Source organism: Hymenobacter jejuensis (assembly GCF_006337165.1).
Taxonomy (GTDB): Bacteria; Bacteroidota; Bacteroidia; order Cytophagales; family Hymenobacteraceae; genus Hymenobacter; species Hymenobacter jejuensis.
Genome location: NZ_CP040896.1, coordinates 970,202 through 996,498, shown reverse-complemented (window position 1 = coordinate 996,498; position 26,297 = coordinate 970,202). Strand labels below are relative to the sequence as shown.

Annotated in this window: 22 protein-coding genes; 6 read left to right on the top strand and 16 right to left on the bottom strand. The window is 53.7% G+C overall.

Annotation, left to right across the window (positions count from 1 at the left end; all coding sequences use genetic code 11):
• Window positions 1-42 precede the first annotated feature (42 nt).
• Window positions 43-1,854, bottom strand: a complete 1,812-nt coding sequence (locus FHG12_RS03865) for an ABC transporter ATP-binding protein (RefSeq protein WP_139514446.1) — start codon at window positions 1,852-1,854, stop codon at window positions 43-45.
• A gap of 235 nt (window positions 1,855-2,089) precedes the next feature.
• Between FHG12_RS03865 and FHG12_RS03860 the strand changes: the two genes are divergently transcribed.
• On the top strand, window positions 2,090-3,646 hold the full coding sequence (locus FHG12_RS03860; RefSeq protein WP_139514444.1) for a M28 family metallopeptidase: 1,557 nt from the start codon (window positions 2,090-2,092) through the stop codon (window positions 3,644-3,646).
• 78 nt (window positions 3,647-3,724) lie between these two features.
• Here FHG12_RS03860 and FHG12_RS03855 read toward each other — a convergent pair whose 3' ends face one another.
• From FHG12_RS03855 to FHG12_RS03840, 4 genes are all read right to left on the bottom strand, one after another.
• Window positions 3,725-4,582 (bottom strand): dienelactone hydrolase family protein, encoded by an 858-nt coding sequence (locus FHG12_RS03855; protein ID WP_139514442.1) that lies wholly within the window; start codon window positions 4,580-4,582, stop codon window positions 3,725-3,727.
• 299 nt (window positions 4,583-4,881) lie between these two features.
• On the bottom strand, window positions 4,882-6,180 hold the full coding sequence (locus FHG12_RS03850; RefSeq protein WP_139514441.1) for a Xaa-Pro dipeptidase: 1,299 nt from the start codon (window positions 6,178-6,180) through the stop codon (window positions 4,882-4,884).
• Between the two features lie 141 nt (window positions 6,181-6,321).
• Entirely contained in the window at window positions 6,322-6,690 is a 369-nt protein-coding gene (locus tag FHG12_RS03845; protein WP_139514439.1) for a cupin domain-containing protein, read from the bottom strand.
• A gap of 12 nt (window positions 6,691-6,702) precedes the next feature.
• A complete protein-coding gene (locus tag FHG12_RS03840; protein ID WP_139514437.1) occupies window positions 6,703-6,948 on the bottom strand; it encodes a Kazal-type serine protease inhibitor domain-containing protein in 246 nt (81 codons plus the stop codon).
• Between the two features lie 251 nt (window positions 6,949-7,199).
• Here FHG12_RS03840 and FHG12_RS21315 point away from each other — a divergent pair, with 251 nt between their 5' ends.
• Together FHG12_RS21315 and FHG12_RS03830 are read left to right on the top strand one after the other, a co-directional pair.
• Complete coding sequence (locus tag FHG12_RS21315) at window positions 7,200-7,634, top strand: YtxH domain-containing protein (protein ID WP_139514435.1); 435 nt, start codon at window positions 7,200-7,202, stop codon at window positions 7,632-7,634.
• 165 nt (window positions 7,635-7,799) lie between these two features.
• Complete coding sequence (locus tag FHG12_RS03830) at window positions 7,800-8,237, top strand: YtxH domain-containing protein (protein ID WP_139514433.1); 438 nt, start codon at window positions 7,800-7,802, stop codon at window positions 8,235-8,237.
• Window positions 8,238-8,846: 609 nt separating this feature from the next.
• On the opposite strand, the gene lysS is transcribed toward FHG12_RS03830, so the two are convergent.
• The 6 genes from lysS to FHG12_RS03800 all read right to left on the bottom strand — a co-directional run bounded on the left by lysS (window position 8,847) and on the right by FHG12_RS03800 (window position 16,926).
• Entirely contained in the window at window positions 8,847-10,409 is a 1,563-nt protein-coding gene (lysS, locus tag FHG12_RS03825) for a lysine--tRNA ligase (RefSeq protein ID WP_139514431.1), read from the bottom strand.
• Between the two features lie 152 nt (window positions 10,410-10,561).
• Window positions 10,562-11,599, bottom strand: coding sequence for a hypothetical protein (locus tag FHG12_RS03820; RefSeq protein WP_139514429.1), 1,038 nt, complete (start codon window positions 11,597-11,599; stop codon window positions 10,562-10,564).
• Between the two features lie 228 nt (window positions 11,600-11,827).
• On the bottom strand, window positions 11,828-13,972 hold the full coding sequence (locus FHG12_RS03815; RefSeq protein ID WP_139514428.1) for a carboxy terminal-processing peptidase: 2,145 nt from the start codon (window positions 13,970-13,972) through the stop codon (window positions 11,828-11,830).
• 323 nt (window positions 13,973-14,295) lie between these two features.
• Window positions 14,296-15,060, bottom strand: coding sequence for a hypothetical protein (locus FHG12_RS03810; protein WP_316247990.1), 765 nt, complete (start codon window positions 15,058-15,060; stop codon window positions 14,296-14,298).
• Between the two features lie 187 nt (window positions 15,061-15,247).
• Window positions 15,248-15,616: a hypothetical protein gene (locus FHG12_RS03805; RefSeq protein WP_139514425.1), complete on the bottom strand. Its 369-nt coding sequence runs from the start codon at window positions 15,614-15,616 to the stop codon at window positions 15,248-15,250.
• Window positions 15,617-15,732: 116 nt separating this feature from the next.
• On the bottom strand, window positions 15,733-16,926 hold the full coding sequence (locus FHG12_RS03800) for a proline dehydrogenase family protein (RefSeq protein ID WP_139514423.1): 1,194 nt from the start codon (window positions 16,924-16,926) through the stop codon (window positions 15,733-15,735).
• Between the two features lie 155 nt (window positions 16,927-17,081).
• Here FHG12_RS03800 and FHG12_RS03795 point away from each other — a divergent pair, with 155 nt between their 5' ends.
• The gene (locus tag FHG12_RS03795) at window positions 17,082-18,176 is read left to right on the top strand and encodes a bifunctional 3-deoxy-7-phosphoheptulonate synthase/chorismate mutase type II (RefSeq protein ID WP_139514420.1); all 1,095 of its coding nucleotides are present in this window, start codon (window positions 17,082-17,084) and stop codon (window positions 18,174-18,176) included.
• Window positions 18,177-18,264: 88 nt separating this feature from the next.
• Here the strand turns inward: FHG12_RS03795 and FHG12_RS03790 are convergent, their stop codons facing one another.
• The gene (locus FHG12_RS03790) at window positions 18,265-18,639 is read right to left on the bottom strand and encodes a hypothetical protein (protein WP_139514418.1); all 375 of its coding nucleotides are present in this window, start codon (window positions 18,637-18,639) and stop codon (window positions 18,265-18,267) included.
• A 203-nt stretch (window positions 18,640-18,842) separates the two neighbouring features.
• On the opposite strand from FHG12_RS03790, the gene aroB reads away from it, so the two are divergent.
• The gene (aroB, locus tag FHG12_RS03785; protein WP_139514416.1) at window positions 18,843-19,895 is read left to right on the top strand and encodes a 3-dehydroquinate synthase; all 1,053 of its coding nucleotides are present in this window, start codon (window positions 18,843-18,845) and stop codon (window positions 19,893-19,895) included.
• 208 nt (window positions 19,896-20,103) lie between these two features.
• Window positions 20,104-21,180, top strand: a complete 1,077-nt coding sequence (locus FHG12_RS03780; RefSeq protein WP_230471281.1) for a 3-phosphoshikimate 1-carboxyvinyltransferase — start codon at window positions 20,104-20,106, stop codon at window positions 21,178-21,180.
• A 3-nt stretch (window positions 21,181-21,183) separates the two neighbouring features.
• Here FHG12_RS03780 and FHG12_RS03775 read toward each other — a convergent pair whose 3' ends face one another.
• The 4 genes from FHG12_RS03775 to FHG12_RS03760 form a co-directional block, all read right to left on the bottom strand.
• Entirely contained in the window at window positions 21,184-22,014 is an 831-nt protein-coding gene (locus FHG12_RS03775) for a helical backbone metal receptor (protein ID WP_230471280.1), read from the bottom strand.
• 118 nt (window positions 22,015-22,132) lie between these two features.
• Complete coding sequence (locus tag FHG12_RS03770; RefSeq protein ID WP_139514412.1) at window positions 22,133-23,203, bottom strand: M42 family metallopeptidase; 1,071 nt, start codon at window positions 23,201-23,203, stop codon at window positions 22,133-22,135.
• A gap of 222 nt (window positions 23,204-23,425) precedes the next feature.
• Window positions 23,426-24,994 (bottom strand): acyl-CoA carboxylase subunit beta, encoded by a 1,569-nt coding sequence (locus FHG12_RS03765; RefSeq protein ID WP_139514410.1) that lies wholly within the window; start codon window positions 24,992-24,994, stop codon window positions 23,426-23,428.
• Window positions 24,995-25,394: 400 nt separating this feature from the next.
• Window positions 25,395-26,297, bottom strand: coding sequence for a glycosyltransferase (locus tag FHG12_RS03760; protein ID WP_139514408.1), 903 nt, complete (start codon window positions 26,295-26,297; stop codon window positions 25,395-25,397).

Sequence of the window (26,297 nt, the reverse complement as noted above, 5' to 3'; positions counted from 1 at the left end):
CGCACAATCACCTCACTTTGCCGCTATAACAAAGAATTTCCCTTACCCCGCCGTATCCATTACCTCATCGCCATCGTCGGCCATCACGCGCGCAATTTTCTCAATATTCAGGCTGCGGGCAGAGGCGTCAAAAATCTCACGGTAGGTGCCTTTCATGTCGTAGAGCTCGTCGTGGGTGCCGCTTTCCACCATGCGGCCCTGCTTCATAACGTAGATGCAGTCGGAGTCCACGATTTGGGCAAGGCTGTGGGAGATGATGACCACCGTGCGGCCCTGCTTGATGGCGTCGAGGCTGTTTTTGATTTGCTCCGTCGCAATGGCGTCGAGGGAAGCGGTGGGCTCATCAAGAAAGATGATGGGCGGGTTTTTCAGGAACAGCCGCGCAATGGCGATGCGCTGCTGCTGACCACCGCTAAGCTGCTGAGCATCTGACTGATACTGTTTCGGTAGTTCCATGATCTGCTGGTGCAGATAGGCTTGTTTGCCGGCTTCGACCACTTCCTCAAACGTCGCGTGCATGTTGCCGTAGCGAATGTTTTCTTCGATGGTGCCTTTGAAAATGTGGTTTTTCTGGAGCACCAGCCCGATGCGCTGGCGCAGGGCGTGCGTGTCGTAGTCGGCGAGTGGGCGGCCGTCGAGCAGCATTTTGCCGCGGTCGGGCTCGTAGAACTTGCAGAGCAGATTGATGATGGTGCTTTTGCCCGCGCCGCTCAGGCCCACCAGCGCCGTGGTTTTGCCTTCTTCTATGGTCAGGCATACATCATAAAGGGCCTGTGTGCCACTGGGATAGGTGAAATCGACGTTGCAGATCTCAAACGTGCCGCGTACCTGATCGGGCTGGATGGGGCCGGTTGCTTCTTTGGCGTCGTCGGCGTCGAGAATGTCGAAAAAGCCTTCCGAATAGGTAAGGGCTTCGTTCATCTCGTCGTAGATGCGGTGCAACTGCCGGATGGGCGCCGATACGTTGTTAAACAGCAGAATATGGAACATAATGGCCCCGATCGAAATCTGCCGGTCGAGGACCAGATAGGCCGTCAGGATGATGATAAGCACCACACCGACCTGCTCCACAAAGGTTTTGAGGCCGTCGTAGAGAAAGTTGGTTTTGCGCGTCTGAAGCTGAGCTTCCTGCAGGTTTTGTTGCAGTTGGTTCTGCTTTTCCTCCTCGTAGTCTTCGCGCACGAAGCTTTTAATGACCACTGCCGAATCGATGAGGTTGACTAAGCCCTGGCTTTTCTGCTCACGCAGGCTGCGCAAGGCCCGGCGCGTGCCGTTGAGCTTATCGGCCTGTCGGTAGCTGATCCAGAAATAGATCGGCAGAATAAATAGCGCCACCAGCCCCACGTACACGTTGGCCGTGAACATGATAACCAAGGCTACCACGGCATTGGCAAACAGCGGCAGAATGTCGATGAAGAAGTTCTGCACCAGCTTCATCAGGCTTTCAACGCCGCGGTCGATGCGGGTTTGGAGCTTGCCGGTCTGGTTGCCGCTTTCGGAGTAAAACCCTAACTGATAGCCCAGCAGCTTATGAATCGCGTCCTGCGAGAGCGTGCTCGACACGTTGATGCGAATTTTCTCGCCATAAAACTTCTGCCCGAACTGGATAAACGTGTTCACGATTTCCTTGCCCAGCAGCAGTGCGCTCACAACTATCAGTAAATCAAGACCTTGTGCGAGCCCTTTGTGGGCATCGAGTAGGCCTTGCACCGTGTCCACGGTGTAGCGCAACACAAACGGGTTGACCTGCGCCGCCAGCGAGCCCACCAGCGTCAGAAGCAACGTGCTGAGTACTAATCGCTTATAAGGAAGAACGTAAGGGTAAAGTCGGCGAATGATTTCCCAAAGACTCATAACAGGTGCGGATTGATGAAGCGGCACCTTGTTAGACGTGAGCAGTAGGAGTGGGGTTTATTTGGGATGTATGAAGGAGGGCAGGCTGCGCTGCGCATGGCGAACGCACGAAGCGAAATAATATTCAGCCGTCGTGGCTTACAGAAAGCTCGGTGTTCAGAAAGAATGTGAAACCCAACGGCTTTTCCTGTTTCTTTAAGGCAAGAAAATCTTCTGATCCTTCAATATCTTCTGGATGAACAAATTAGCATTTCTAGCGCTAGCCGGCAGCTTTGCGGCCAGTGCGCCGGCCGTGGCCCAACAGGCCGAAAAAGTCGATCAGGCCATGATTGCCAAGATCAAAGACGAAGGCCTGAACCGCTCCAAAGTAATGGAAACGGCCTTTTACCTCACCGATGTCTGTGGCCCGCGTCTCGCCAACTCCGAAGGCTTGCAGCGCGCCAACCAATGGACCAAAACGCAGCTCACCAAGTGGGGCTTAGTCAATGCCAACATCGAGCCGTGGGGAGATTTTGGCCGCGGCTGGGACATTGAGAAGTCGTACGTGGCCATGACCAAGCCGTATTACCATGCCATGATCGGGGCACCGAAAGCCTGGACGCCTTCCACCAGCGGCCCCATCAAGAAGCAGGTTGTGTACGTGAAAGCCGCCGCAGAAACCGATCTCGACAAATACAAAGGCCAGCTGCGTGATAAAATCGTGATCACGGAAGTGACCTCGCCGCCCAAGGCAGGTTTTGAACCGGATGCTAAGCGCTACACCGACGAGGAATTGCAGAAAATGACGGCCGCCACGGCAGGCCCGTCGGCTCGCCCGGCTCTCTCCGACGATGCCATGGCTGCTTACCGCGCCCGCATCGCGCTGCGCGGTAAAATCACGGAGTTCCTGATGAGCGAAGGTGCCTCCGCCGTGTTGAGCAACCCCCGCGGCGGCTCCGACGGTACGTTTTTTACCAGCAACGGCGCGCCTTACGCCGCCGACACTAAGCCTGTGCTACCCGAAATTGAAATGGCCCCCGAAGATCAGCTGCGCATGATTCGGCTGGTGGAAGGCGGCATTCCGGTGGAAGTGGAGATGGAAACCATTACCAAGTTTCAGACGCAGGATTTGAAGGGCTACAACGTCATCGCCGAAATTCCCGGCACCGACCGCAAGCTCAAAAGCGAAATCGTGATGCTGGGCGGCCACCTCGACTCGTGGCACGCCGCCACCGGCGCCACCGACAATGCCGCCGGTTGCGCCGTGATGATGGAAGCCGTCCGCATCCTGAAAGCCCTGAACGTCAAGCCGAAGCGCACCATCCGGATTGCCTTGTGGGGTGAGGAGGAAGAAGGCCTGCACGGCTCGAAAAACTACGTGAAAAACCACTTCGGCGACCCCGCCACCATGAAGATGCTGCCGGATCATGAGAAGCTGGCCGGCTACTTCAACCTCGACAACGGTACTGGCAAAATCCGTGGTATCTATCTGCAAGGGAATGAGGCAGTTGCGCCAATCTTCACGGCATGGCTGCAACCCTTCGCCGACCTCGGCGCGACCACCATTACGCCCCGCAACACTGGCGGCACCGACCACTTGTCGTTTGACGCCATCGGCTTGCCTGGTTTCCAGTTCATTCAGGACGGCCTCGATTACGGCACGCGCACCCACCACACCAACATGGATACCTACGAGCGCCTTCAACCCGACGACCTCAAGCAGGCTTCGGTGATCGTCGCCTCGTTCGTGTACAACACCGCCATGCGCGACCAGAAACTGCCGCGCAAAGCCATGCCGCAGCCCAAGTCGTAAGCCAAGCTGAGCATAAACACAACGCCCCGCCGGTCTTGGAACCGGCGGGGCGTTGTGTTTAGAGGGAGCGGTCTTTTGCTACCCCAACTGCTCGTGAAACAACCGTAGCGTCCGTTCCCAGGCCAGTTTGGCTGCTTCCGCATTGTAGCGCGCCGGCGATGAGTCGTTGTTGAATGCGTGATTAACTCCTTCGTACACGTATAGCTCGTAGCGCACGCCGGCTGCTTTTAGGGCTGCTTCGTAGGCCGGGATGCCCGCATTGATGCGCTCGTCGAGGCCACCGTAATGGAGCATGACTGCCGATTTGATTAGCGGGACGTCTTCGGCCTTGGGCTGCTGACCATAGTAGGCTACGGCTGCATTGAGCTTGGAATCGTGCACGGCGAGCTGGTTGGCGAGGCCACCACCCCAGCAAAAGCCCACGCAGCCGGTTTTGCCGTTGCTGTCTTTGCGGTTGCGCAGGTATTCGAGGGCCCGAACGTAGTTGCTGAGGTTCTGCTGTGGATCGAGCTTGCCGATGAGCGTGCGGCCTTCGTCTTCGTTGGCGGGCGTGCCGCCGAAAGGGGAGAGCGCATCGACACCCAACGCCAAGTACCCGGCTTTCGCCACGCGGCGCGTTACGTCTTTGATGTGGGGCGTAAGCCCGCGGTTTTCGTGAATAACCACCACTGCGCCGCGTTTCTTATGGCCTTTCGGGTGCACTAAGTAGCCTTTCATGGTGGTGTCGTCGCCGGGCCAGGTTACATCTTCCGCCACGAGGTCTTTGTCGTCCTCGGGGATGGTCGCGGCCTGCACGTAGCCAGGGTCCAGCACGGCCAACGCCGACATGGCCAGCGCCATGCCGCCAGTCAGTTTCACCAACCGCTCCATGAATTCCTTACGCGTTAGCGGCTTGTGGGTATATTCGTCGAAAAGATTGATAATGCGCTGATCCATAGCTAGATATGATTGGGAAGAGTGGAGAGGTGTGTTCTAGCTAAATCTACTACTAAAAAGCTAGCTCCCCTCCTTTTTTAAGGAGGGGTTGGGGGTGGTAAAAGGCGTTGTTTATGTAGAACGTCATGCAGAGGCGCAGCCGAAGCATCTCTACTGGTTAGTAATCCAACGAAGCGGCAGAGATGATTCGCTCCGCTCTGCATGACCGCTGGGTTTCTAACATTAGCTTTCTAGTTCTAGCTGACCACCCCCACCCCCTCCTCGAAAATAAGGAGGGGAGCTAGCTTCTTAGCTCTAGCTTATTTGGCCATCTCGTTTTTGTACACCGAGCCTTCCTTCATCACGAACTTTACTTTTTCCAGAATCGTGATGTCGTCGAGTGGGTTGCCCTCTACGGCTACGATGTCGGCGAGCTTGCCTTTGGTGATGGAGCCGGTGCGGTCTTTCCATTCCAGCAGGTCGGCGGCGTTGAGCGTAGCCGATTGGATCGCCTGTATCGGCGTGAGGCCAAATTTCACCATGTAAAAGAACTGCTTGGCGTTCCAGCCGTGCGGATACACGGCGGCATCGGTGCCGTAGGCGACTTTCACGCCGGCTTTTACGGCTTTCTGGAAGTTCTCGCGCTGCAATTTGCCCACCGAGCGCTCCTTCTCGATGATCTTGGCGGGATAGCCCTTCTTGGCATATTCCGACAGGATGTAATCGTCGTCGTAGATGTCGGAGACGAGCCAGGTGCCGTTTTTCTTCATCAGCTTGATGTCCTCGTCGTCGAGCAGACTGCCGTGCTCAATACTCGTGACGCCGGCCAGCACCGCCAGCTTGATGCCCTCCGCACCGTGGGCGTGGGCGGCTACTTTTTTGCCCCAGCGATGCGCTTCGTCCACGGCCGCTTTCATTTCCTCCAGCGAATAGAGCGCCGCACCGGCGCTGCCTTCTTCGCTCAATACGCCCGCTGTAGCGTGAATTTTAATCCAGTCGGCGCCGAATTTTACGTTGTTGCGCACCCGCTTGCGAATCTCGTCGGGGCCGTCGGCAATGCCGGTGTAGTCTTTGTTGGTTTTCCAGTCGATTTCCGGCGAAAAGCCCGTCAGGTCGCCGTGGCCGCCCGTGGCGCTGAGCGCAAACGTGGCCACCAGCATGCGCGGACCGGGAATAGTACCCGCGTTGATGGCGTTGCGCAACGACACGTCTATCAGGTCGCTGCCGCCTAGGTCGCGCACCATCGTAAAGCCTGCTGCCAGGGTGCGCTGGGTGTTGAGGTGGGCCACTACCGCCTTATCGATGGGCGTTTTGCGGAAAATGTCTTCGTAATAGTTGTCGCCGGGCGTCATGGAGAGGTGCGTGTGGCAATCGATCAGGCCGGGTAGCACCGTGGCGTTGCTCAAATCGATTACCTCGGCGCCCTGCGGAATCGCCAGCGAGGGCCCCACGTCCACTATTTTATCGTTGTCGATGAGGATGATCTGGTTGGTGAGCACCGTGCCTTTTACCACATCGACCAGCCGGCCGGCTTTGATGGCTTTCAGCTTCGACTGCGCTTGCGCCGCGTGGCAAAGCGAAAAATACAATGCAATGATTATCAGTAACTTAAGTTTCATGAAGAAAGGCTTGATTTCGAATGGTGATGAGTACGTGCTTTTAAAGCTACGCCTGCGTTCTTAGCTGCACAACGAACGCCCGATCGCAGCAAAAAGCCCAACCGGCTCGGTTGGGCTTGTACTGTTCTGAAAGTCAAGAAGTTATTCCTCTCGATTTACGGTATCGGGACTGAAGGCCGGTACGCAGATTGACCAATATTCCACTTCTTCGTCGAAGGGATTGGAATACTGCACCCGCGCGCCGGCCTTGATCAGCAGCGATTCGCCGGCCGTAAGCTCAATTACGTCGCCGTCGACTTCGAAGCGTTTGCGGCCGCGCACCACAATCGTAATCTCATCAAATTCAGGCGTTTGGTGCGGTTCGCCCCACTGCGGCGGCGCTACCATGTGCGCCACGCTGTACGCGCCGGTGTGCGTGCTGGCATGGCCAATGTGCTCTTCGATCAGCTTGCCGTCGGTGGTGGGAACGCGGAAAGGATTTTGCTGGCGGAAATACCGTTTTTCAGACATCAGGAACAGAAGTTAGTTGGTTTTGGTGGGGCATTCGCCTTTGGTGAAAGAAGTAACGCCAGCGTTGGTGGCTGCGCACGCGTTGCTGTATACTTTGCCGTCGCAGCCACAAACGGGGTCGTATTGCATGGTGCAAATGGCGTCTGTGCGAATCTTGCTGGCGTCGATGCAGGTTGTTTTGGCCGTGGCGGCCGGCTGCGCAGGACGGCTACAGGCAGCGCTCAGCAACAGCAGGGCGGCAAGGAAAGTAAGCTTCATACAAAGAGGCAAAATAGGGACGGATGAGCGGAACAAGTGAAAGTACGGGCGGCTAGCCGCCTGTGGCAATCTTGCGTATATATTTTACTTCAACTATTTTTAGCTTACTCCCAAAACCCCGGCCGCCGTGCTTCGTATAGGCAGGCAGACCGGCTAAAAGCAAGCCCACACAGCTTGCTGGTTACCTGCTCCGTTGGCAGAACCGCCGCTACACTATTGTTTCATCCTCCACTTTCTCCCCATTTACTAACATGTCGTATCACGAAGAAGACAACTCGGGTAAAATCCTTCTCGCCGCTCTTGCTGGTGCCGGTGCTGGCATCATTGCCGGTATGCTGATGGCCCCCGACAAAGGCAAAGCTACCCGCGACAATCTGAAAAACGCAGCCACCAAATATAGCGGCCAACTCGGCGAGCAGCTTTCCAAATACGGCGAGCAACTCGATACCCAATTCAAAGGCTACATGGAAAAGCTTGAAGATCTGGGCATTACGGGTGCTGGCAGCGGCCTCAAGCTGAAAGGCAGCTGGGACGAGGCCAAAGGCAAATTGCGTCAGCAGTATGCCCAGCTCACCGACGACGATCTGAACTACGTGGAAGGCCAAGAAGACGACCTTTTGGGCCGTCTGCAACAAAAGCTTGGCAAAGGCAAAAAGGAAATCACTAAGATCCTGAACGACTTGTAAGTCGTGTGACCTTTTCAAAAGATGACTGATAAAAAGCCTTTCTCATACTTTGAGAAAGGCTTTTTTTTCAACCCAGTTTCCGGCCAAGCCGTTAGTACACCAACAGCCAAGCACGGCAAGTTGGCTTTCCTCCAACGCTTCCATCCTTTTTCACGCCTACCTACTATGAAAGACAACAGTGGCAAAGTAATTCTCTCCCTGCTCGCCGGCGCAACAGCGGGCATCGTTGCTGGCTTGTTGCTGGCGCCCGAAACCGGCGACGAAACCCGCAGCGGCCTCAAAAAGTCGGCTGCTAAGCTGGGCGACGACCTCAGCAAGCTGCTCAAAGACGGCCTCGCCCGCGTAAACGACCTCAAAGGCAGCGCCACCGGCGACCAACAGCCCGCCGGGCAATCGGCAGCCGACGAAGTACTCCAGTCCATGGCCGGCGATACCGGTACGGGCTCGCACCACGGCGCCGAACCCGTCACCAGCCCCGACGACCGCAGCATCGCCTCCACCCAATCGCCTAGCGGCACCAGCCTCAGCGACGTAGGTGGCGACGACGCTCCCGACGGAGGCCTCGGGCGCCCAGGCGCCAGCAGCTACGGCCAAGGTTTGTAGCATAAGTTTTTCGGGGATTTGCAACCCTCGTCTTCCAATTTCGTAAACCACTTCACAACCGACTTGAAAGAAAATCGGTGAGGTTTCAGAAGTAAAATTGCCGAGTGATAGAGCTTCTCGTAGGTTTTGGTTTACTAGCCTACTTGTAAAATCGTATCAGTCCATCGCAAGCTTCTTCTAAGTACCCCGATTGGAAGGGTAAGTCAGTTGATTAGTAGGAAAGCCTCTTGCGATTACCGCAGGAGGCTTTTCGTTTTTCTGGGCTTGTATACATTGCATCTCAGACTAACTGAGTTATTGCAAATAATTGATAGTCAATTAGTTGTAAATATGTTATAAAATTATTGCTCAGTTTGCAACAATAGCTTAGCCCTCTCCGTAAAAGAAGCCATAACCGACTTAGAAGAAGATCGGAAAGTAATTCGAAGTAAAATTGCCGGCGGTAGAGCTTCTATCAGGGGTTGGTTTTAATTAACCTGGTAGCAAAATCGTGTTTGCCCATCGCAAGTTTCTTCACGTTTTCCTTTCTGCTGAAAAGTTAGTTTTTAAAAGAAAAGCCTCCCGCGACATGCGCGGGAGGCTTTTCGATTTTTAGGCCCATGCCGTTGGTTACTTCGGCGCTTCCGTTTTGGGCGCGTTTTCCGACTTGGTGTACTCGGGCTTCATTTGCGGGAAGAAGAGCACATCCTGAATCGAGTTGGAGTTGGTCATGATCATGCTCAGGCGGTCGATGCCTATGCCCAGGCCCGCGGTGGGCGGCATGCCGTATTCTAGGGCGCGCAGAAAATCTTCGTCGAGCACCATCGCTTCGGTGTCGCCGCGCTTGCCCAGTTCCAACTGGTCTTCGAAGCGCTGGCGCTGGTCGATGGGGTCATTGAGTTCTGAGAACGCATTACAGATTTCCTTGCCGTTGCAGATCGCTTCGAAGCGTTCTACCAAGCCGGGCTTGGAGCGGTGCTTTTTGGCCAGCGGCGACATCTCGACGGGGTAATCGGTGATGAAAGTCGGCTGAATCAGCTTTGGCTCGCACAGCTCGCCGAATAGCTCGTCGATGATTTTGGCTTTGCCCATGCTGGGGTCAAGTGGCACGTGCAGCTTGGCGGCAGTTTCGCGTAAGCCCGCTTCGTCCATTTCCGAAATGTCGACGCCTGAAAAGTGCTGGATGGCTTCGTACATAGTGAAACGTTGCCACGGCCGCTTGAAGTTGATCAGGTTCTCACCGACTTGTACTTCCGTTTTCCCGTGTAGCTCCATCGCCACGCGCTCGACCATTTCCTCCACGAGGTCCATCATCCAATAGTAGTCTTTGTAGGCTACGTAGAGCTCCATCTGGGTGAACTCGGGGTTGTGGAAGCGTGACATGCCTTCGTTGCGGAAGTCCTTCGAGAACTCATACACGCCGTCGAAACCGCCCACAATTAACCGCTTGAGATACAGCTCGTTGGCAATGCGCAGGTACAGCGTCATGTCCAGCGTGTTGTGGTGCGTCTTGAAGGGGCGGGCAGCGGCCCCGCCGTACAACGGCTGCAAGATGGGAGTTTCTACTTCCAAGTAGCCTTTGTCGTTCAGGTAGTTGCGCATGGCTTGCACCAGTTGCGTCCGCTTGATAAAGGTGTCGCGCACCTGCGGATTGACGACCAGATCGACGTAGCGCTGGCGGTAGCGCTGCTCGGGGTCGGTGAAGGCGTCGTAGGTGATTTTTTCGCCAGTAGCTTCGTCAACGCGCTCCTTCACTACGGGGAGCGGGCGTAAGCTCTTGCTAAGCAGCGTGAAGCCAGTGACGTGGATAGACGTCTCGCCTACCATCGTCACGAAGACGCGGCCTTTTACCCCAATGAAGTCGCCGAGGTCCAGCAGCTTCTTAAACACGGTGTTATACAGCTCTTTGTCGTCGCCGGGGCAGATTTCGTCGCGGTTGATGTAGAGCTGAATGCGGCCCGAAGCGTCCTGCAGTTCCGCAAACGAAGCCTTGCCTTTCACGCGCACCGACATCACCCGGCCGGCCAGACTCACGTCCTGGAAGTTGTTGAGTTCAGGATGGTAGTTGTCCAGAATTTCCTGGGCGTAAAAATTCACATCGAATAGCTCGGAAGGATACGGCTCGATGCCGAGCTTCTGAAGTTCCTCCAGCTTCTGGCGGCGTATCTGTTCCTGTTCGCTGAGGTGCTGCATGGGGAGTGTCGTTGAATAAGCCTGCAAAGGTAAACTCTAACTGCAGATTTTAACAGATTCATTGGCACTACGGGGCGCCACAAATAAAAAGCGCCGTCCCAGTGGGGCGGCGCTTAGGTCTATATGCAGTAGTGGGTAAAAAAGCAGTGCTATTAAGCAGCAATGTTCATCTGCGTAGGAGCTTCGCCCGTGAGTAGCGGCTCGACTTTGCTACGCAAACGCTCGGCTACGAAGCTGTTTTGCAGGTGCTTAGGCAGCTCAGCTACTATTTGCTGATATCGTGCCAAACCTACTGCTTTCGCGATGTAGCTTTCATGAATTCCATTCAGGAAGCTCACAATGTTGAGCAGCGATTGGTGAAACAGCTTGAAGTCGATTTCGGCTTCCACATAACGCTCGATCTCACGGCTGGTCTGGGAGATTTGCAGACGGCCTAGCAGGTCGAAGATGGTGGTATAACCCAAGCGCCACGTAATCTGCTGCCAATGCGAAGCAGTCCACTTGTCGAGCAGCTTGCCTGTCTTCTGGCTGCGCAAGGCCGTGTTGGGATTAGCCTGCACCTGCTGACGCGTCCACTGGGCTTTCATGCGGCGGGTGGTGCGTAGGAACTGCCCGATCTGAGCCTGAGCATCAATCTCTTTGGCCGCGATGTGCAACCCCGCCTTATAACCGGCCAAAGGCAAACGGTGGATGCTGAAGTCACCATACGGGCCAGCGGCATAGAACGACACCGGGCGCGGATAGGCATTCTTCACCACCAATCGGCCTACCTCGCGGCGCACCAACGACGGATTATTAGAACGTACCCCGGTTGTGTACAGAAAGCCCTGCAAACCGGCCATGATGGTGTGGTAAGCCTGGGGGAAAGTCCAGTGCAACGCATTACGCAGGTAATCTTCGTCGCCTAACTCGGCGGTGGTCCTCAATGCGTACTCCGTGCTCCAGCAAGCGTGCAACAGCTTTGTGATGGCCTGCACGTCTGTATCCGTCAACTCCGCTTGGTGCGCGCGGAAATAGGGGAGATGTTGCAAACCACCCGCCTCATCGTCGTACTCCTGGATGTGGTAGTTGATCGCAAAAAAGTAGTTGAGGAAAACCTGGGCTGGAATGGATTTGCGCCACGTTTCCTCAGCTTGCTTCTGCTCGTCAGTCACGAGCGGGAAGATGTTGTTTTCCGTTATCGTTGTCATGCTAAGTAAACAGGAACAGTAAGCTTTGAGTTGCATATTTACTAAAAATATTTGCCATGTTTAAGAGTGTATAAAACGTTGATAATCAATAATTTATGTATAAAACAACAGATTGTTTTAGAACAGGAAATCCAGGTCGATTTACTAATTTAATTGTCAAAACGGAAAAAACAAAGAAAAAGCCCTCGCGCCATAAGGCACGAGGGCTTTTTCTTTCTCTACGAAACTCTAGATTTCGTCTTTGATTACCGAAACGGCCTCGTGAAGGATGATGTCCTTCTTCAGAGGCTTCACGAAACGTGAAGCGCGGTTTACTTGTACCGAATCGCTGCCTTTGGCTTTGAGATCAACAGCCAGCGGTGCAATAGCTAGCGCTTGAGCGGCCTTCTGTACCTCTTCGTATTTATCCGACTCCACTTTGGCTTTCTGCTGCTCGGCACGGTACGCAGCCAGCTTCAGCGACACCATCGTGTCGTTCTTCCGCTTGACCATGCGCTGTACCATTTCGCTCATCAACCGGAAGCTGGGGTTGGTAGCCACGCGCTTCTTGCTGCTGTCGTTGAGCTTGGCAATTTGTGGAGCGTCGTTCCAGGTCTTATAACGAGCTGGGCTGATTTCATCCCACTTCAACGGATAATCCGATTCCTTTTCGCCTTGGTCGAGGAAAGCATACGCATCGGGCACCATGATGTCCGGAACTACACCTTTAAACTGGGTAGAGCCACCGTTGATCCGGTAAAACTTCTGCGTCGTCAGCTTCAGCGAGCCGAAAGGCTTCAGATTGTTGAATTCAGAAGGCAAAGCATCGTCCAGATCGAAGATGCGCTGCACCGTGCCTTTGCCGTAGGTAGTAGTCCCCATTACCACGCCGCGCTTGTAATCCTGCACAGCGGCCGCCAAAATCTCGGAAGCGGAAGCACTGTACTTATTCACCAGCAAGACCAGCGGGCCACTGTATTGTACGCGTGGATCTTTGTCGGTCAGAACGCTAGCGGCGCCTTGGCTACCTTTTACTTGCACCACAGGACCGTTGTCGATGAACAGACCAGCCATTTCTACAGCGTCTTGCAAAGAGCCACCGCCGTTGAAGCGCAGGTCAAGTACCACGCCCTGCACGTTTTCCTGTTGCAGTTTGGCCAGCTCTTTCTTTACGTCTTCGGCGCTGCTGCGGCCACCATTTTCGTTGAAGTCAGCGTAGAAGCCTGGCAACTTGATGTAGCCGATTTTCTTGCCGCCTTCGTTGATTGTAGCCGACTGCGCGTAGGTTTCTTCGATTACCACCACGTCGCGCACAATAGGGATCACTTTCGTGCTGCCGTCGGCCTTACGGACCGTCAGGCGCACTTCGGTGCCCTTCTTGCCTCGAATAAGCGTGATGGCTTTGTCCAAGCGCCAGCCTTCTACCGATACGGGCTCTTCAGCTGCTTGCGCTACCCGCAGAATAATGTCGCCGGCTTTCAGCTCTCCTTGGCGATAGGAAGCACTGCCGGGCACAATGTCGTTTACTTTGATCTGGCCATCCTTCTCTTGCAACGTGGCGCCGATGCCTTCAAAACGGCCCGTCATGGCCAAATCGAAAGCGTCTTTGTCTTTTGGTGCAAAATACTCAGTATGAGGATCATATGTATTAGCAATCGTATTAGCATACACGGCTAAGCGATCGTCGGCGTCGTTTTGGAGCAAGTCGTTGAACTGGTCGTCGAAATACTTTAGCACACGCTTGCGGGCTTCGACTTCCATTTCGGCAGGAGTGCGAATTGGCTCAGAAGTGGTTGCAGCAGAAGGCGTTACCGAAGTAGCTGCCAGCGGTTTGTCTTTCTTCTTGGCCTGCTCGTCCATCATCTCCGACACGCGGATCATGGTCTGATACTTCAGGAACTTGCGCCAATCTTCGCGCTGGGCAGCTTTGTCGGCTGCAAACGTCATCTTATCGGGTTCTGTCTCAAACGACTCTTCGGTCGTGAAGTCGAAGGGCTTGGACAGGATGTCGCGGTACAAGGCTTGGATATCCTTGGTACGCTGCGTCACCATCTGGGTGCTCAGGTCGAGGAACTCGTGCGAACCACGTTTTACCTCGTCGTCGATATCGTTTTGGTACTTAGCTAGTTGGGCTACGTCTGTCTGAAGCAAGAACTTCTTGTTGACGTCTAGGCGCTTGAGATACAAGTCGTACACGCGCTTCGAGAAGGTGTCGTCTATCTTCTCGGGCTGGTAGTGCGCGACGGTGAGCCCCTGCAACATGGCCTTAATCAGAACCTCGTCTTTCTGGGGTGCGCGTGCGTCGTTGCGCCGGTACAATTTGTAGGAAGCCAGCACAAAGACGGCCAACACCAAGGAGGCATATAGGCCTATTTTGAGTCGGGGGGAAGACATGGAAATGGCAGTAAGATGGTAAAATCAAGTTTAAGTAAAAGCGGCTCTGAGGCTTACGCAAGGCATGATGAGCCGGTTTACCTGAAAACGCCAACAACGGCTAAATAAGTGCCCTGCTGTTTTCGTCGGTAGCAAAAAGGCACAGTAGCACAAGGCTAAGTTGCACCGAATTTGCGACGGAAGTACTCTATTTTGAAAAAATCCTGCCAAAACGAAAATGCAGCGGATTGGCCGGCCGAAATTATTTTCTCTACCTCTCTGTATAAACAAAAATGCCCTTCCGTGGGGAAGGGCATTTTGTATTTAATGAGCTTTAGCAGCTACTAAAAACGAGCTACACGGTCGCCTTGGTTGCGACGGAACTCATCTTCGAAATAACGAGCGTCTTCGTCGTTGCGGGGTTTCACGCCCATTACGATGCCGCCGTTTTTGATATCGCTCTCATACTGAGCAGCATGATCTTCTGGGATGCCCGAGCCTACTAGAGCGCCTACTAAGCCACCCGTCAGACCGCCCGCACCGGCACCTGCCAAGGCAGCTGCAATCGGGCCTGCAATCACCAAGCCCAAGCCTGGCAAGGCTACTGAAGTACCAATGGCCGCGATAGCGCCGATTACGGCACCGGCAGTACCACCAATGGCCGAACCTACGCCAGCGCCTTCCATGGCCTTGTCGCCTAGGTCGGTATCAGGAGTATTATCGCCAAAATGCTTTTTGCGGGTTTCATCCGACATGAGCAAGTTCACATCGTCTTTGCCGTAACCGCGCGACGATAGTGAGTTGTAAGCACGCTCGGCGCTGTCACGGTCTTTGAACGTGCTGGTCAGCATGCCACCCGAGGTAGAGCCCGAAGTTGAGCTATAAGAAGAGTCGCTGCTGCCCGACAGGTTAGAACCTGAAGTAGTGCTTGAAGAAGTAGAACCGGTAGAACCAGCCAAGCTAGAATCGCCAGTGGTAGAATTACTCATATTGCCGCTCGAACTGGCTTCGCTGCCTGTGCCGTAACCGCTACCGGCCGAGCCAGTACCATAGTTTGCGCCTGAGCCAGTGCCTGAATTCGTCGGGTTGATTGAATCGTTGGTGTTCATGGGGGTGGATAGTTATGTGAAAGGGAGAATAACAGTCACACATACCAGCAGTTGGAAAGGAAGCTGGTATCGCTGACTTGGTTAGCTTAACGATGAGCCAGACGCGGGGGTTACAGAAATTTATCCTGCAAGTCAATTCGGGCTAGCTCATTTTTCCCTTTACACAATTCCTCAATCCATCCCTATTCTATGCAAAGCGCTTAAAATTTGCTTCGTCTTTCCAGAAAGCACGGCACTCAGTGCGCAGGTTTTTTAGGAAATCGGGATCTTGTTTTAGCGTGCGCCACTCTCCCAACCCGAGGCGTTCGCAGAGCTTAAAAAAATTATCTCCTTGTCCTTTAGCGCCTTTCACGGTTACCAAGCAGCTCAGCAAAGGCCGCCCGGCATGAAATTCCTTCTCGGAAATTTCGGACAGGATGTCGTTTAGGCGCGCTTTCTCGTGCGAAATCTCCAGGTTGAACCCTAGCTCGGCTTCCTGAACCAAGTTGAGGTAGCTAGTGGTGCCCACCTGGTGGCGGGAAAAGCGAATCAGATGGCTGCGTACTCTGCCGTTCATCAGCGAATAAAGAAGGGATTAGGGGTGGGAAATTAGCAAAAAAAAGCCTCCTGCTTGTGGTGGGTGCCCAAGCAGGAGGAACTTTCAAGCTAAAATTGTGCCGATAGGAAAAAATCCTATCTAATAGACTTACGCCGCGAAATTTCTTTCTGGATTAATAAAAACTCCCGGCTGCTCTGCCCGGCAATGGCCGTATTCTCGTCGGCGCGGCGAAGCAGGTATGGCATTACGGCCTCCACGGGGCCGTAAGGAACATATTTGGCCGTGTTGTAGCCCGCATTGGCCAAATTATAGCTCAGGTTGTCGCTCATGCCATAGAGTTGGGCAAACCAGATGCGCTGGTCGCCGGGGCGTAGGCCATGTTGCTGCATCAACTGCGTGAGCAACAGCGAGCTAGCTTCGTTGTGCGTGCCGGCACAAATGCTGATGCGGCCAACGTGTTCCACGCAATAACGCAATGCGTCGTTGTAAAGCTGGTCTGATGCCTCCTTCGTGGGGTTAATAGGAGTAGGATACCCCTGCGCCACGGCCCGACGGGCTTCTTTTTCCATGTAAGCCCCGCGCACCAGCTTGGCTCCTAGGTAATAACCATCGCGCTGGGCGTTTTCGCAGTCGCGCTGAATGGCTTCTAATCGATCGTGGCGGTACAGCTGATAGGTGTTGAAAACGATGGCCGACTCGCGGTTGTACTTGGCCATCATGTCGTAGGCGAGGTTGTCGATGGTCTCCTGAAACCAGCTTTCCTCGGCATCCACGAACACCCGAACGCCATAGCGGTGAGCCCGCTCGCAAATGGCATCGACGCGGGCTTTGGAGCGATCGTAGCTGGCCTGCTCGGCGGCCGATAGAGGCTGGCTAGCCTGTACTTTCTCCAGCACTCCGCTATCGGCGAGGCCGGTTACTTTAAACACCGAAAAGGGGATGTGCTTGGAGCGATGCGCCAGATCGATGGTCGCCAGAATCTCGTCGCGGGTGTGGTCGAAGCTTTTGTCGCTGCCTTCACCCTCCACCGAATAGTCCAGAATGGTGCCGATGTTATAGCGGCCTAGCTCTTCTACTACCGGCACACATTGCTTGATGGTTTCGCCCCCGCAAAATTGGTTGAAAATGGTGCTTTTTATAAGTGCCTTAGTACCAGGAAGATGCCATTTCAGGGCGACTTTCATCAGGCCGCCGCCGGCTTTCACTAGCGTGTTGTTGTTCATGGCGGCGAACAGGGCGTACATCTTGCGCAGTGCAAAATCGGGTTTGGAGGCAAACGCGACGGCCGTGTCTTCGAAGGAAATGGGCGGAGCTTGGGTTACAGGCATACGAAGCAAAATTTGGGCGGGGATTTTGGGTGGGCGAAGATACTTTTAAACATCGTTTCGGCGGACAGAGTTACCTTCCCGCCAAATCTTTTCCGGGTGGAGCGTGCAGCTTGGGCCTGCATCTTTTGCCGGTCTTGTTTGTTCTGTTATTAGTTATGGAAACCACTGCTGCTACCGATACTTTCTTCACTCGCAAATTAGCTGCCAAGGGCCAACCCCTGATTTTCGCCGGGCCGTGCAGCGCCGAAACCGAGGCCCAGATCTTGACTACGGCTTGGGCCCTTAAGGATTTAGGCGTGGATTTGTTCCGGTCGGGAATCTGGAAGCCACGTACCCGGCCCGGCTCCTTCGAGGGCATCGGCACGGTGGGCCTGAAGTGGCTGCAACGCGTGCGCACCGAAGTCGGCATCCCCGTTACCGTCGAAGTAGCCACGCCGCGCCACGTCGAAGAGGCGCTAGCACACGACGTCGATGTACTCTGGATTGGGGCGCGTACCACCGTCAACCCGTTTGCTGTGCAGGAATTGGCCGATGCGCTGGCTGGAACAGGCGTGCCCGTCATGGTCAAAAATCCGGTCAACCCCGACGTGGCACTGTGGGCCGGGGCGTTGGAGCGGCTGGAGCGCGCCGGCATCCGGGACTTGGCGGCGATTCACCGTGGGTTCAGCACGTTTGCGCCTTCGCGTTACCGCAACGCGCCGACTTGGCAAATCGCCATTGAACTCAAAACTCGCTTTCCACACATTCCGTTGATTTGCGATCCGAGCCACATGGGCGGCAAGCGCGACCTGATTTTGCCCATCGCCCAGAAAGCACTCGACCTCGATTACGATGGGCTGATCATCGAAACCCACCCCGACCCCGACCATGCCCTCAGCGATGCGGAGCAGCAAGTGACGCCTGCGCGGCTCGGCGAAATCTTAGGTGAACTCAAGTACCGCTACCGCTCCAGCAACAACGCCGACTACATTAATAAGGCTGAGGAGCTACGGCAGAAAATGGATGTGGCCGACCGCGAAATCGTCGAAGCGCTGGCCCGGCGCATGGCTTTGGTAGAGGAGCTGGCCGAATACAAGCGAGAAAACAACGTCAAGATTCTGCAGTTGGATCGCTGGAACGAAATCTTCACGTCGCGGCCGGAATGGGCAGCCAAGCTGCACGTCAACGAGAAATTCGTGGCCGAGCTGTATAAGCTCATCCATTTGGAAAGTATTCGAAAGCAAACGGAAGTGCTCAACCGCCCAGAATAGCACAAGTTCAGCACCTCAGGGAAAAGCAAGAAACGCGTTATTCACATAAGTATCAGATTGTCAGATGCTTATGTGGATAACGCGTTTCTTATTGCTGGTTCATTGCTGTAGCAAATTTGCGATGCGATGCTTCTTTGAAAAACACGTGGCTACCTTTCGTGCCACCCGCGTCCTCCAAGAACAGTTTATCACCGGAGACTGAGCAAAACTGCTCGTTATTATAGCCCCGGTAGATGATAAAATGGCCTTTGCGGTGGTTTTTGGCGCTTACTCCCCGGCGGACCGAAAACATGGCGGCTCCCGTCAGGCTGCCGTCGTGGTAGAAACGAGCGCGGCCACGCCGGTCGAATTCGATAACGTTGGTATGGCCCGTGTTGCTAGGCGTAGCGGCGTTCACACCGGATTTAGTTGTAGTTTGAACCCACTCCCAACGGCCTACTAATTGTTCTTCGACGGTGGGCACGGAATCGCGACTGCAATTCCACGTAACTATAGCAAGGCCAACCAAGCAGCCCATAGCTAAAACCCGATAAAAAAAGTGCATAAAATTCTTAAATAGGCAAAACTAGTTTGTGAATGTATGAGCAGAACGTACCAGACAGGGTTGCATCAAAACAAGGTATTTTTGTGTGGTAAAACACAGAAGCAGAACAAATATTTCTTTTAATGCTACAATTTTCAGACCAATCTTTGGTAATCGGCCCAGAAGCTTTGCCTGCTTTGGCTACTCTGTTGCGTCAGCCAGCAGTCAGCCGCGTGCTGGTGTTGGCAGATTCCAATACGGCGCGTGTCTGCTACCCGCAGTTGAAGCCACACTTGCCCATAGACCATGTATTGATTGAAATTCCGGCCGGGGAGGAGTACAAGACGATCCAGACCTGCGACACCGTCTGGACTACCCTGACCGAAGAGCGCGCCGACCGATTTTCGGTGCTCGTAAACTTGGGTGGGGGCGTAGTAACCGATTTGGGGGGCTTTTGCGCCGCTTTGTACAAGCGGGGCATTCGTTGCGCCCAGGTGCCAACCACACTGCTAGCGCAGGTAGATGCTAGCGTCGGGGGTAAAACCGGCGTCGATTTTCTGGGTTTCAAAAACCAATTGGGCGTATTTCAGGAGCCTGCGGGCGTTTTTATCGAGCCGCAGTTTCTGACCACACTTGATCCGCGTCAGCTCAAAGCTGGTTATGCCGAAATCGTGAAGCATTGGTTAATTGCTGATGCAGAGGCGTTTAACACCGAGCGCCACAACGGCCTTTTTGTCGATGACTGGACCAGCATCATCCGCGAATCCGTGACTACCAAGCAGCGCATTGTAGCCGCCGACCCTTTGGAGGGTGGCCTGCGGAAAGTTCTTAACTTCGGGCACACGGTCGGCCATGCCATTGAGAGTTACTTACTAACGCAACCGGGCCGCGAAGTGCTACACGGCGAGGCCGTAGCTGCTGGCATGGTGTGCGAAACGTGGCTTTCGGTAAAAAAAGGGTTGCTCGATGAAGACGCCCTCGACAAGATCGAAACCTTCCTCTTTTCGGTGTTCGAAAAGATTCAGTTTATCCTGCTGGAAACCGAAGCCATCGCCGAATACGCCCGGCAGGACAAGAAAAACGCAGGCGATGTGATCAATTGTACCTTGCTGGAACGCATTGGTAGCGCCGTGTACGACCAGCCGGTGACGCTTGCAGAAATCATCGATTCCTTGCGTTATTACCACCGCCTGTAGCCATACAGTCGGCCTCAGAGTTTCATCTTTAAAGTAGTAAGTTATTAACGCTCAGTCTTCTCTGACCCTGCGCTGGCTCGGTGGCCAGCTCGGTGGTACGGCCCAACTGCCCGCTTCCAAGAGCGAGAGCAACCGCGCCCTCATCCTGCAAGCGCTCGCCGGCGGCGGCCAGCTCGACAATCTTTCGGATGCCAACGACACGCAACTGATGCGTCGCTTGCTAGCCGAGCCGAACGCCGAAGTAGTGGACGCCGAAGACGCTGGCACCGTCATGCGGTTTCTGACGGCCTACCTCACCGTTACTGATCGGCGGGTGCTGCTCACGGGCACCCCCCGCGCTCAAGAACGACCCATTGGCATTTTGGTGGACGCGTTGCGACAACTGGGAGCTACCATCGAATACGCTGCTAACCAGGGCTATCCGCCGTTGCGTCTGCAAGGGTGGCAGCCAGATTTGACCGCCACCGAACCAGTTGAGCTAAGCGTGCGCGGCGATATCAGCAGCCAGTACATTTCGGCCCTGATGATGATCGGGCCAACGTTGCCGGCGGGCTTGCGCATCCGGCTTACTGGCAAAGTCGGCTCCCGGCCCTACATCCGCATGACGCAGTCCTTGATGCAGCATTTCGGCAACAATTGTCGCGATTTGGGTGCTGCTATTGAAGTGCGGCCGCAGCCCTATCATCCCGCCGATTACACCATTGAAAGCGACTGGTCGGCAGCGAGTTATTGGTACGCAATGGTTGCGTTAGCACCCCCCGGCTCCGAGATTACGCTGCCCGGCCTACGACAGCAATCGTGGCAGGGGGATCAAGCCATCGTGGGCATTATGGCGCAACTAGGCGTGGCCACGGAGTTTTTGACCGATGGCGTACGCCTCACACAATGCCCTTCGCAACCTTCAGTTAGTCAAGACTTTAGCGATTGTCCTGATTTGGCCCAAACGGTAGCCGTAGTAGCTGCGGCCAAAGGCACTGTACTGGAAATGACCGGTTTGGAAAGCCTACGGATCAAGGAAACGGACCGCATTGCGGCGCTGCAAAACGAGTTGGCCAAATTTGGCGCCTCGCTCACGGAAGAAGGCGCCGAGCGATTCTACGTGCGTTCCAGCAATTTCCAAGTTGATGGCCAAACCATAGAAACCTACCACGACCACCGCATGGCCATGGCATTCGCTCCCTTGGCGCTGCTCGGACCGCTGGCAGTGCAGGCACCAGGAGTGGTACGCAAATCGTATCCGCAGTTTTGGGCAGAGCTGGAGAAAGCTGGTTTTGAGATTGGCTAGTTGCTAAGTGTTTGCAAGAGAACTAGTTAGTGAAGAAAGGTAAGTAGCCGCATATTGCAAGCGGCTGCCATACCAGCTGAACATTTCACCGTCGACAATGCGCACCTGAGCCGTTGGACATAGTGCTTGAAATTCGGCGATGTGCTTTTCGGCGAAGGGGTAAGGCTCAGAGGAAAGCAAAATGACGGCCGGCTGAGCCGCCGCCAGTTGGTCGGCGGTGATTTCGGGGTAGCGTGCTTGTTGCGAAAAAACGTTGGCAAATCCTGCGCGCGCCAGCATAGCATCGATAAAAGTGCCGGCAGCGGCTACCATATACGGTTTGCGCCAAATAAAATAGGCAGCGGAACGAACCGCTTGCGCCGGCGGCAATTCAGCAAACGTTACCTCGATTTGCTGGGCCAAGCGGTCGGCACGCTGGGCCATGCCGGTAATCAGGCCGACTTGCCGAATCATGCGCAGCGCCTCGGGCAGCGTCGCAATGTCGCTCATCCAGACCGGATGCTGTGCCGCTAGCTGTTCAATACCTTCCTGATAATTTTCCTCCTTGTTGCCAATAATCAGGTCGGGTTTCAGGGTCATTATTTCCTCGACGTGAAAGTTTTTGGTACCGCCGATTACCTTAGCGTGCTGGCGTGCTTCTGCCGGATGAATGCAGAATTTGGTTACTCCCACAATCCGCGCTCCCAGCCCCAGGTCGTAAAGTAATTCCGTTTGGGAAGGCACCAACGACACGATGCGTTGCGGCGGAAACGGCACCACCACTCGGCGGTTCATTTGGTCGGTGGTAGTCAGGGGTAAAGCTGGCGGGTGGCCTTTGTCGAACAACTCTTCCATTAGGGTCGGCAAAATCAGGAATCCAAAAGTATCCAAACACAAAACGCCCGACATAGGCGGGCGTTTTGAACATTTTAACGAACAAAAATCTAGTTAAGAAGCTGATTAACAGTGATTTTTATTTAAAATACCGGAAATCATGCCCGTCTTCGATGCGTAGCAAGGATTCGTAGATCAGCTTGATTACGTTGTCTACGTCGTCCGCATGAACGGTTTCTACCGTTGTGTGCATGTACTTAAGGGGCAAGGAGATAAGTGCTGAAGCTACGCCGGCGCTGGAATACGCAAAAGCGTCTGTGTCGGTGCCTGTAGCGCGCGTAGCCGCCGCGCGCTGAAATGGGATTTCCGTTTCTTGTGCTGTGCCAATGATAAGATCGCGCAGGTTATTCTGCACTGCGGGGCCGTACGTGATCACCGGGCCTTTGCCGCAATGAATGTCGCCGCTGGTTTTTTTCTCGTACATCGGCGCCTGCGTATCGTGGGTTACATCGGTGATGATGGCCACGTCGGGCTGAATGCGATGCGCGATCATTTCGGCACCGCGCAACCCGATTTCTTCCTGTACCGCGTTCACGATGTACAAGCCAAAGGGCAGCGTCTTGCTGTTTTCCTTCAGCAATCGGGCTACTTCCGCCACCATAAAGCCGCCCACGCGGTTATCGAGGGCCCGGCCCACGTAGTACTTGCTGTTCATCACCATGAAGTCGTCTTCAAAAGTGACTACCGAACCAACGTGAATGCCCATTTCCTCGGCTTCTTCGCGAGAAGCCGCTCCACAATCCAGGAATACAGTTTCGATGGTAGGAGCTTTGTCCTGCTCTACTTTGCGCACATGGATGGCGGGCCAGCCAAATACGGCTTTCACAATGCCCTTGGCCGTGTGAATGTTAACGCGTTTGGAAGGCGCTACCAGCGGGTCGGAGCCGCCGTTGCGCCGCAAATAGATGTAGCCTTCCTTGGTGATATAATTGACGAAATACGAAATCTCGTCGGCATGCGCTTCGATTACAACTTTATACTTCGCTTCCGGATTGATGACACCCACCACCGTGCCGTAAGTGTCTACAAAATAGTCGTCTACGTAGGGTTTGATGTATTCAAGCCACAGCTGTTGGCCTTCTTTTTCGAAGCCGGTCGGCGAAGCGTTATTAATGTATCTCTCTAGAAAATCGAAACTTTCAGTGCGCATGTAGGTGTGAGATTAGGGCCGGAATAAAAGTGCTTTCGCGCAGAAGGCAGGTTTAGATGTGCTTTTGGCCAAAAACTTTGGGGCCTCAACAAGCAACAACGAAAGTAGGTGCCACTGGCAAAGCCGAAACTACAACGAAGGCTGCATGCCTCCTAACTCAACGGCATTTTCATCTGCCAGTTGAGTATTGTCGATATGCATAATTGTATGATAATCAGATATTTACAAAGGGATGTTGCCGTGTTTCTTCCGCGGCATCTGATCTACTTTGTTTTCCAGCATTTTAAACGCACGAATGAGCTTTTGGCGTGTCTGGGAAGGCAAAATAACTTCGTCGACGAAGCCACGGTGCGCGGCCCGGTAAGGCGTGGCAAACTTGGCCTGATACTCTTCAACTTTCTCTTGCAGCTTGGCTTCCGGGTCGGCCGCAGCCGCGATTTCGCGTTTGAAGATGATTTCGGCAGCTCCTTTCGCGCCCATCACCGCGATTTCGGCCGTAGGCCAGGCGTAGTTCATATCTGCCCCGATGTGTTTGGAGTTCATCACATCATAGGCGCCGCCATACGCCTTACGGGTGATCACCGTGATGCGCGGCACAGTAGCTTCGCAGAACGCATACAGCAACTTAGCGCCGTTGGTGATGATGCCGCGCCACTCTTGGTCGGTGCCAGGCAGGAAGCCGGGAACATCTTCCAGCACGAGCAACGGGATATTAAATGAATCGCAGAACCGCACGAAACGCGCAGCCTTGGTACTGGCATTGATGTCGAGCACGCCGGCCAGCACAGCCGGCTGATTGCCCACAATGCCAATGCTGCGGCCACCCAAACGGGCAAATCCCACCACAATGTTCTCGCCGAAGTTCTGGTGTACTTCCAGAAAGGAGTCGGCGTCGATGATGCCATTCACCACGTCGCGAATGTCGTACGGCTGGTTCGGATTTTCCGGAATGATATTGTCCAGTTCAGGGCGCAACTCGTCGCCCTGCGCTTCATAAGGTAGCATCGGAGCCGTTTCCTCGCAGTTCTGTGGCATGTAGCTCAGCAACTGTTTGATATGGTTGATGCAGGTTACTTCGTTGGCGCACGAAAAGTGAGTAACCCCGCTCTTGGCGCTATGGGTGCTGGCGCCGCCCAACTCCTCGCTTGATACGTTTTCGTGGGTGACGGTTTTGACCACGTTCGGCCCGGTCACGAACATATAGCTTGTGTTTTCCACCATCAGAATAAAGTCTGTGATGGCCGGCGAATACACTGCTCCGCCCGCACACGGCCCCATAATGGCCGAAATCTGCGGTACTACACCCGAAGCCAGCGTGTTTTTATAGAAGATATCGGCATAACCTCCTAGGCTCACCACACCTTCCTGAATCCGGGCCCCGCCCGAATCGTTGAGCCCGATGACAGGCGCGCCATTTTTCATGGCCAGGTCCATGATTTTCACAATCTTCTCGGCATGCGTTTCGGAGAGCGAGCCGCCAAACACCGTGAAATCCTGGGAGAATACATACACCAGTCGGCCATGTACGGTGCCGTAACCCGTCACCACGCCGTCGCCCAAGTAATACTCTTTGTCCAAGCCAAAATCCTTGGAGCGATGCATCACAAACTTGCCAATTTCCTCAAACGAACCTTCATCAACCAGCAAATCAATGCGTTCGCGCGCCGTTAGTTTGCCCTTGCTATGCTGAGCATCAATACGAATCTGGCCGCCACCGAGCAGAGCTTCGGCGTTTTTGCGTTCGAGTATGTCGAGTTTGCTGAGTTGGATATCGACGTTGGAATCAGACATGTCAGAAGAAGGGGAATTAGTATGCGTGCTTAAAAGTAGTGCAGAAGTCGATTGTGGTCTGGTAAGGGTTACTAGTCCCACTTGCAACAGCTAAGTTATTAGCTTCCTTTTGCAATGCAGTAATGCGCATTGCTGAGGCATCTTCATATGTCAAGTATCTCATCGTGTATAGTTGACGGGAAAAGTAAGGAAGTATACCCTAGACGCGCAGGAACATCCACCTTAGCTAATAAAATGGTTTTAGGTTACAAGATTCATGGTAGGCTGTAATTCATTCTTTCTTGCGAAGGAAAAAGTAGATAATTATTTAGAACAGATAGAATTATTAATTCTATCTGTTCTAAATAATTATCTACTGTGTTATTGATTTATATTTTGTATATGGCTGCCGAATAGATTTTTATCTAATTATTTTATAAATGATTCTTGCAGCTAATTTCTTGAAAGAGTAGATATAAGGATGATGATAAGGTTCAAGAGATTTTTTCAAAGCCACAACCAATTTATGGTTTATAACACCTTGCTCAAGTAGGTAAGATGAAAGCCACTCCAGAAAATATTTTCGTACCGTATGATAATGCCCATTGTCTTTCACAGCTTGTACAATAGACCCATGCCGCTGGCGATACAGATTATTACATGCAGAGGAAATGTACACCTTCTCATTAGTATACACTTTGCTCAGAAAGGCTTGATCTTCATACAGTTGACAATCTCCTCTAAAGGATTCTTCAAAGCCTCCTGATGATAGACAACCTTGTTTTGTAATCATTAACCCCGATGGACAGGGCGCCGCTGTTGTTCCTAGAGGATAGAGAAGAAGCAAAAGTTCGCCAGGCTGATAGACTTGATCTCCTGGGGCACCCACAGGGATTGAAATATCTTTGTTCTCAGGGTTGCTCCAACTGTTCCAGTACAGCGAAGCCTCAGCTACCATGGTTACATCCGGGTATTTCTGAAAAATAGCTATTTGATTAGAAAGCTTACTAGTCTTCCAGATATCATCAGCGTCTAGAAAAGCAACATAATTTCCTTTTGCCTTCTTAATGCCATGATTGCGGCTAGCACTAAGTCCTTTGTTAAGGTGTCCGTCGTGCTCACAATAAATAATTTTATCGGGCATCTGCGCTGCATATTGCTTAGCCATAGCAGTGCTGCGGTCCGTTGAGCCATCATCTACTAGCAGCAATTCCCAATTAGAATAATCTTGGTACAAAACGCTTTCAACAGCCTCGCCTAGAAATTGCTCTTCGTTTAAGAACGCTATAACAACTGAGACAAGCGGAAGAGCATCAGGATTCAT

Bases quoted from the DNA above. Each gene is read 5' to 3' on its own strand.
- FHG12_RS03865 (WP_139514446.1), bottom strand. From the start codon at position 1,854: ATGAGTCTTTGGGAAATCATTCGCCGACTTTACCCTTACGTTCTTCCT.
- FHG12_RS03860 (WP_139514444.1), top strand. From the start codon at position 2,090: ATGAACAAATTAGCATTTCTAGCGCTAGCCGGCAGCTTTGCGGCCAGT.
- FHG12_RS03855 (WP_139514442.1), bottom strand. From the start codon at position 4,582: ATGGATCAGCGCATTATCAATCTTTTCGACGAATATACCCACAAGCCG.
- FHG12_RS03850 (WP_139514441.1), bottom strand. From the start codon at position 6,180: ATGAAACTTAAGTTACTGATAATCATTGCATTGTATTTTTCGCTTTGC.
- FHG12_RS03845 (WP_139514439.1), bottom strand. From the start codon at position 6,690: ATGTCTGAAAAACGGTATTTCCGCCAGCAAAATCCTTTCCGCGTTCCC.
- FHG12_RS03840 (WP_139514437.1), bottom strand. From the start codon at position 6,948: ATGAAGCTTACTTTCCTTGCCGCCCTGCTGTTGCTGAGCGCTGCCTGT.
- FHG12_RS21315 (WP_139514435.1), top strand. From the start codon at position 7,200: ATGTCGTATCACGAAGAAGACAACTCGGGTAAAATCCTTCTCGCCGCT.
- FHG12_RS03830 (WP_139514433.1), top strand. From the start codon at position 7,800: ATGAAAGACAACAGTGGCAAAGTAATTCTCTCCCTGCTCGCCGGCGCA.
- lysS (WP_139514431.1), bottom strand. From the start codon at position 10,409: ATGCAGCACCTCAGCGAACAGGAACAGATACGCCGCCAGAAGCTGGAG.
- FHG12_RS03820 (WP_139514429.1), bottom strand. From the start codon at position 11,599: ATGACAACGATAACGGAAAACAACATCTTCCCGCTCGTGACTGACGAG.
- FHG12_RS03815 (WP_139514428.1), bottom strand. From the start codon at position 13,972: ATGTCTTCCCCCCGACTCAAAATAGGCCTATATGCCTCCTTGGTGTTG.
- FHG12_RS03810 (WP_316247990.1), bottom strand. From the start codon at position 15,060: ATGAACACCAACGATTCAATCAACCCGACGAATTCAGGCACTGGCTCA.
- FHG12_RS03805 (WP_139514425.1), bottom strand. From the start codon at position 15,616: ATGAACGGCAGAGTACGCAGCCATCTGATTCGCTTTTCCCGCCACCAG.
- FHG12_RS03800 (WP_139514423.1), bottom strand. From the start codon at position 16,926: ATGCCTGTAACCCAAGCTCCGCCCATTTCCTTCGAAGACACGGCCGTC.
- FHG12_RS03795 (WP_139514420.1), top strand. From the start codon at position 17,082: ATGGAAACCACTGCTGCTACCGATACTTTCTTCACTCGCAAATTAGCT.
- aroB (WP_139514416.1), top strand. From the start codon at position 18,843: ATGCTACAATTTTCAGACCAATCTTTGGTAATCGGCCCAGAAGCTTTG.
- FHG12_RS03780 (WP_230471281.1), top strand. From the start codon at position 20,104: ATGCGTCGCTTGCTAGCCGAGCCGAACGCCGAAGTAGTGGACGCCGAA.
- FHG12_RS03775 (WP_230471280.1), bottom strand. From the start codon at position 22,014: ATGGAAGAGTTGTTCGACAAAGGCCACCCGCCAGCTTTACCCCTGACT.
- FHG12_RS03770 (WP_139514412.1), bottom strand. From the start codon at position 23,203: ATGCGCACTGAAAGTTTCGATTTTCTAGAGAGATACATTAATAACGCT.
- FHG12_RS03765 (WP_139514410.1), bottom strand. From the start codon at position 24,994: ATGTCTGATTCCAACGTCGATATCCAACTCAGCAAACTCGACATACTC.
- FHG12_RS03760 (WP_139514408.1), bottom strand. From the start codon at position 26,297: ATGAATCCTGATGCTCTTCCGCTTGTCTCAGTTGTTATAGCGTTCTTA.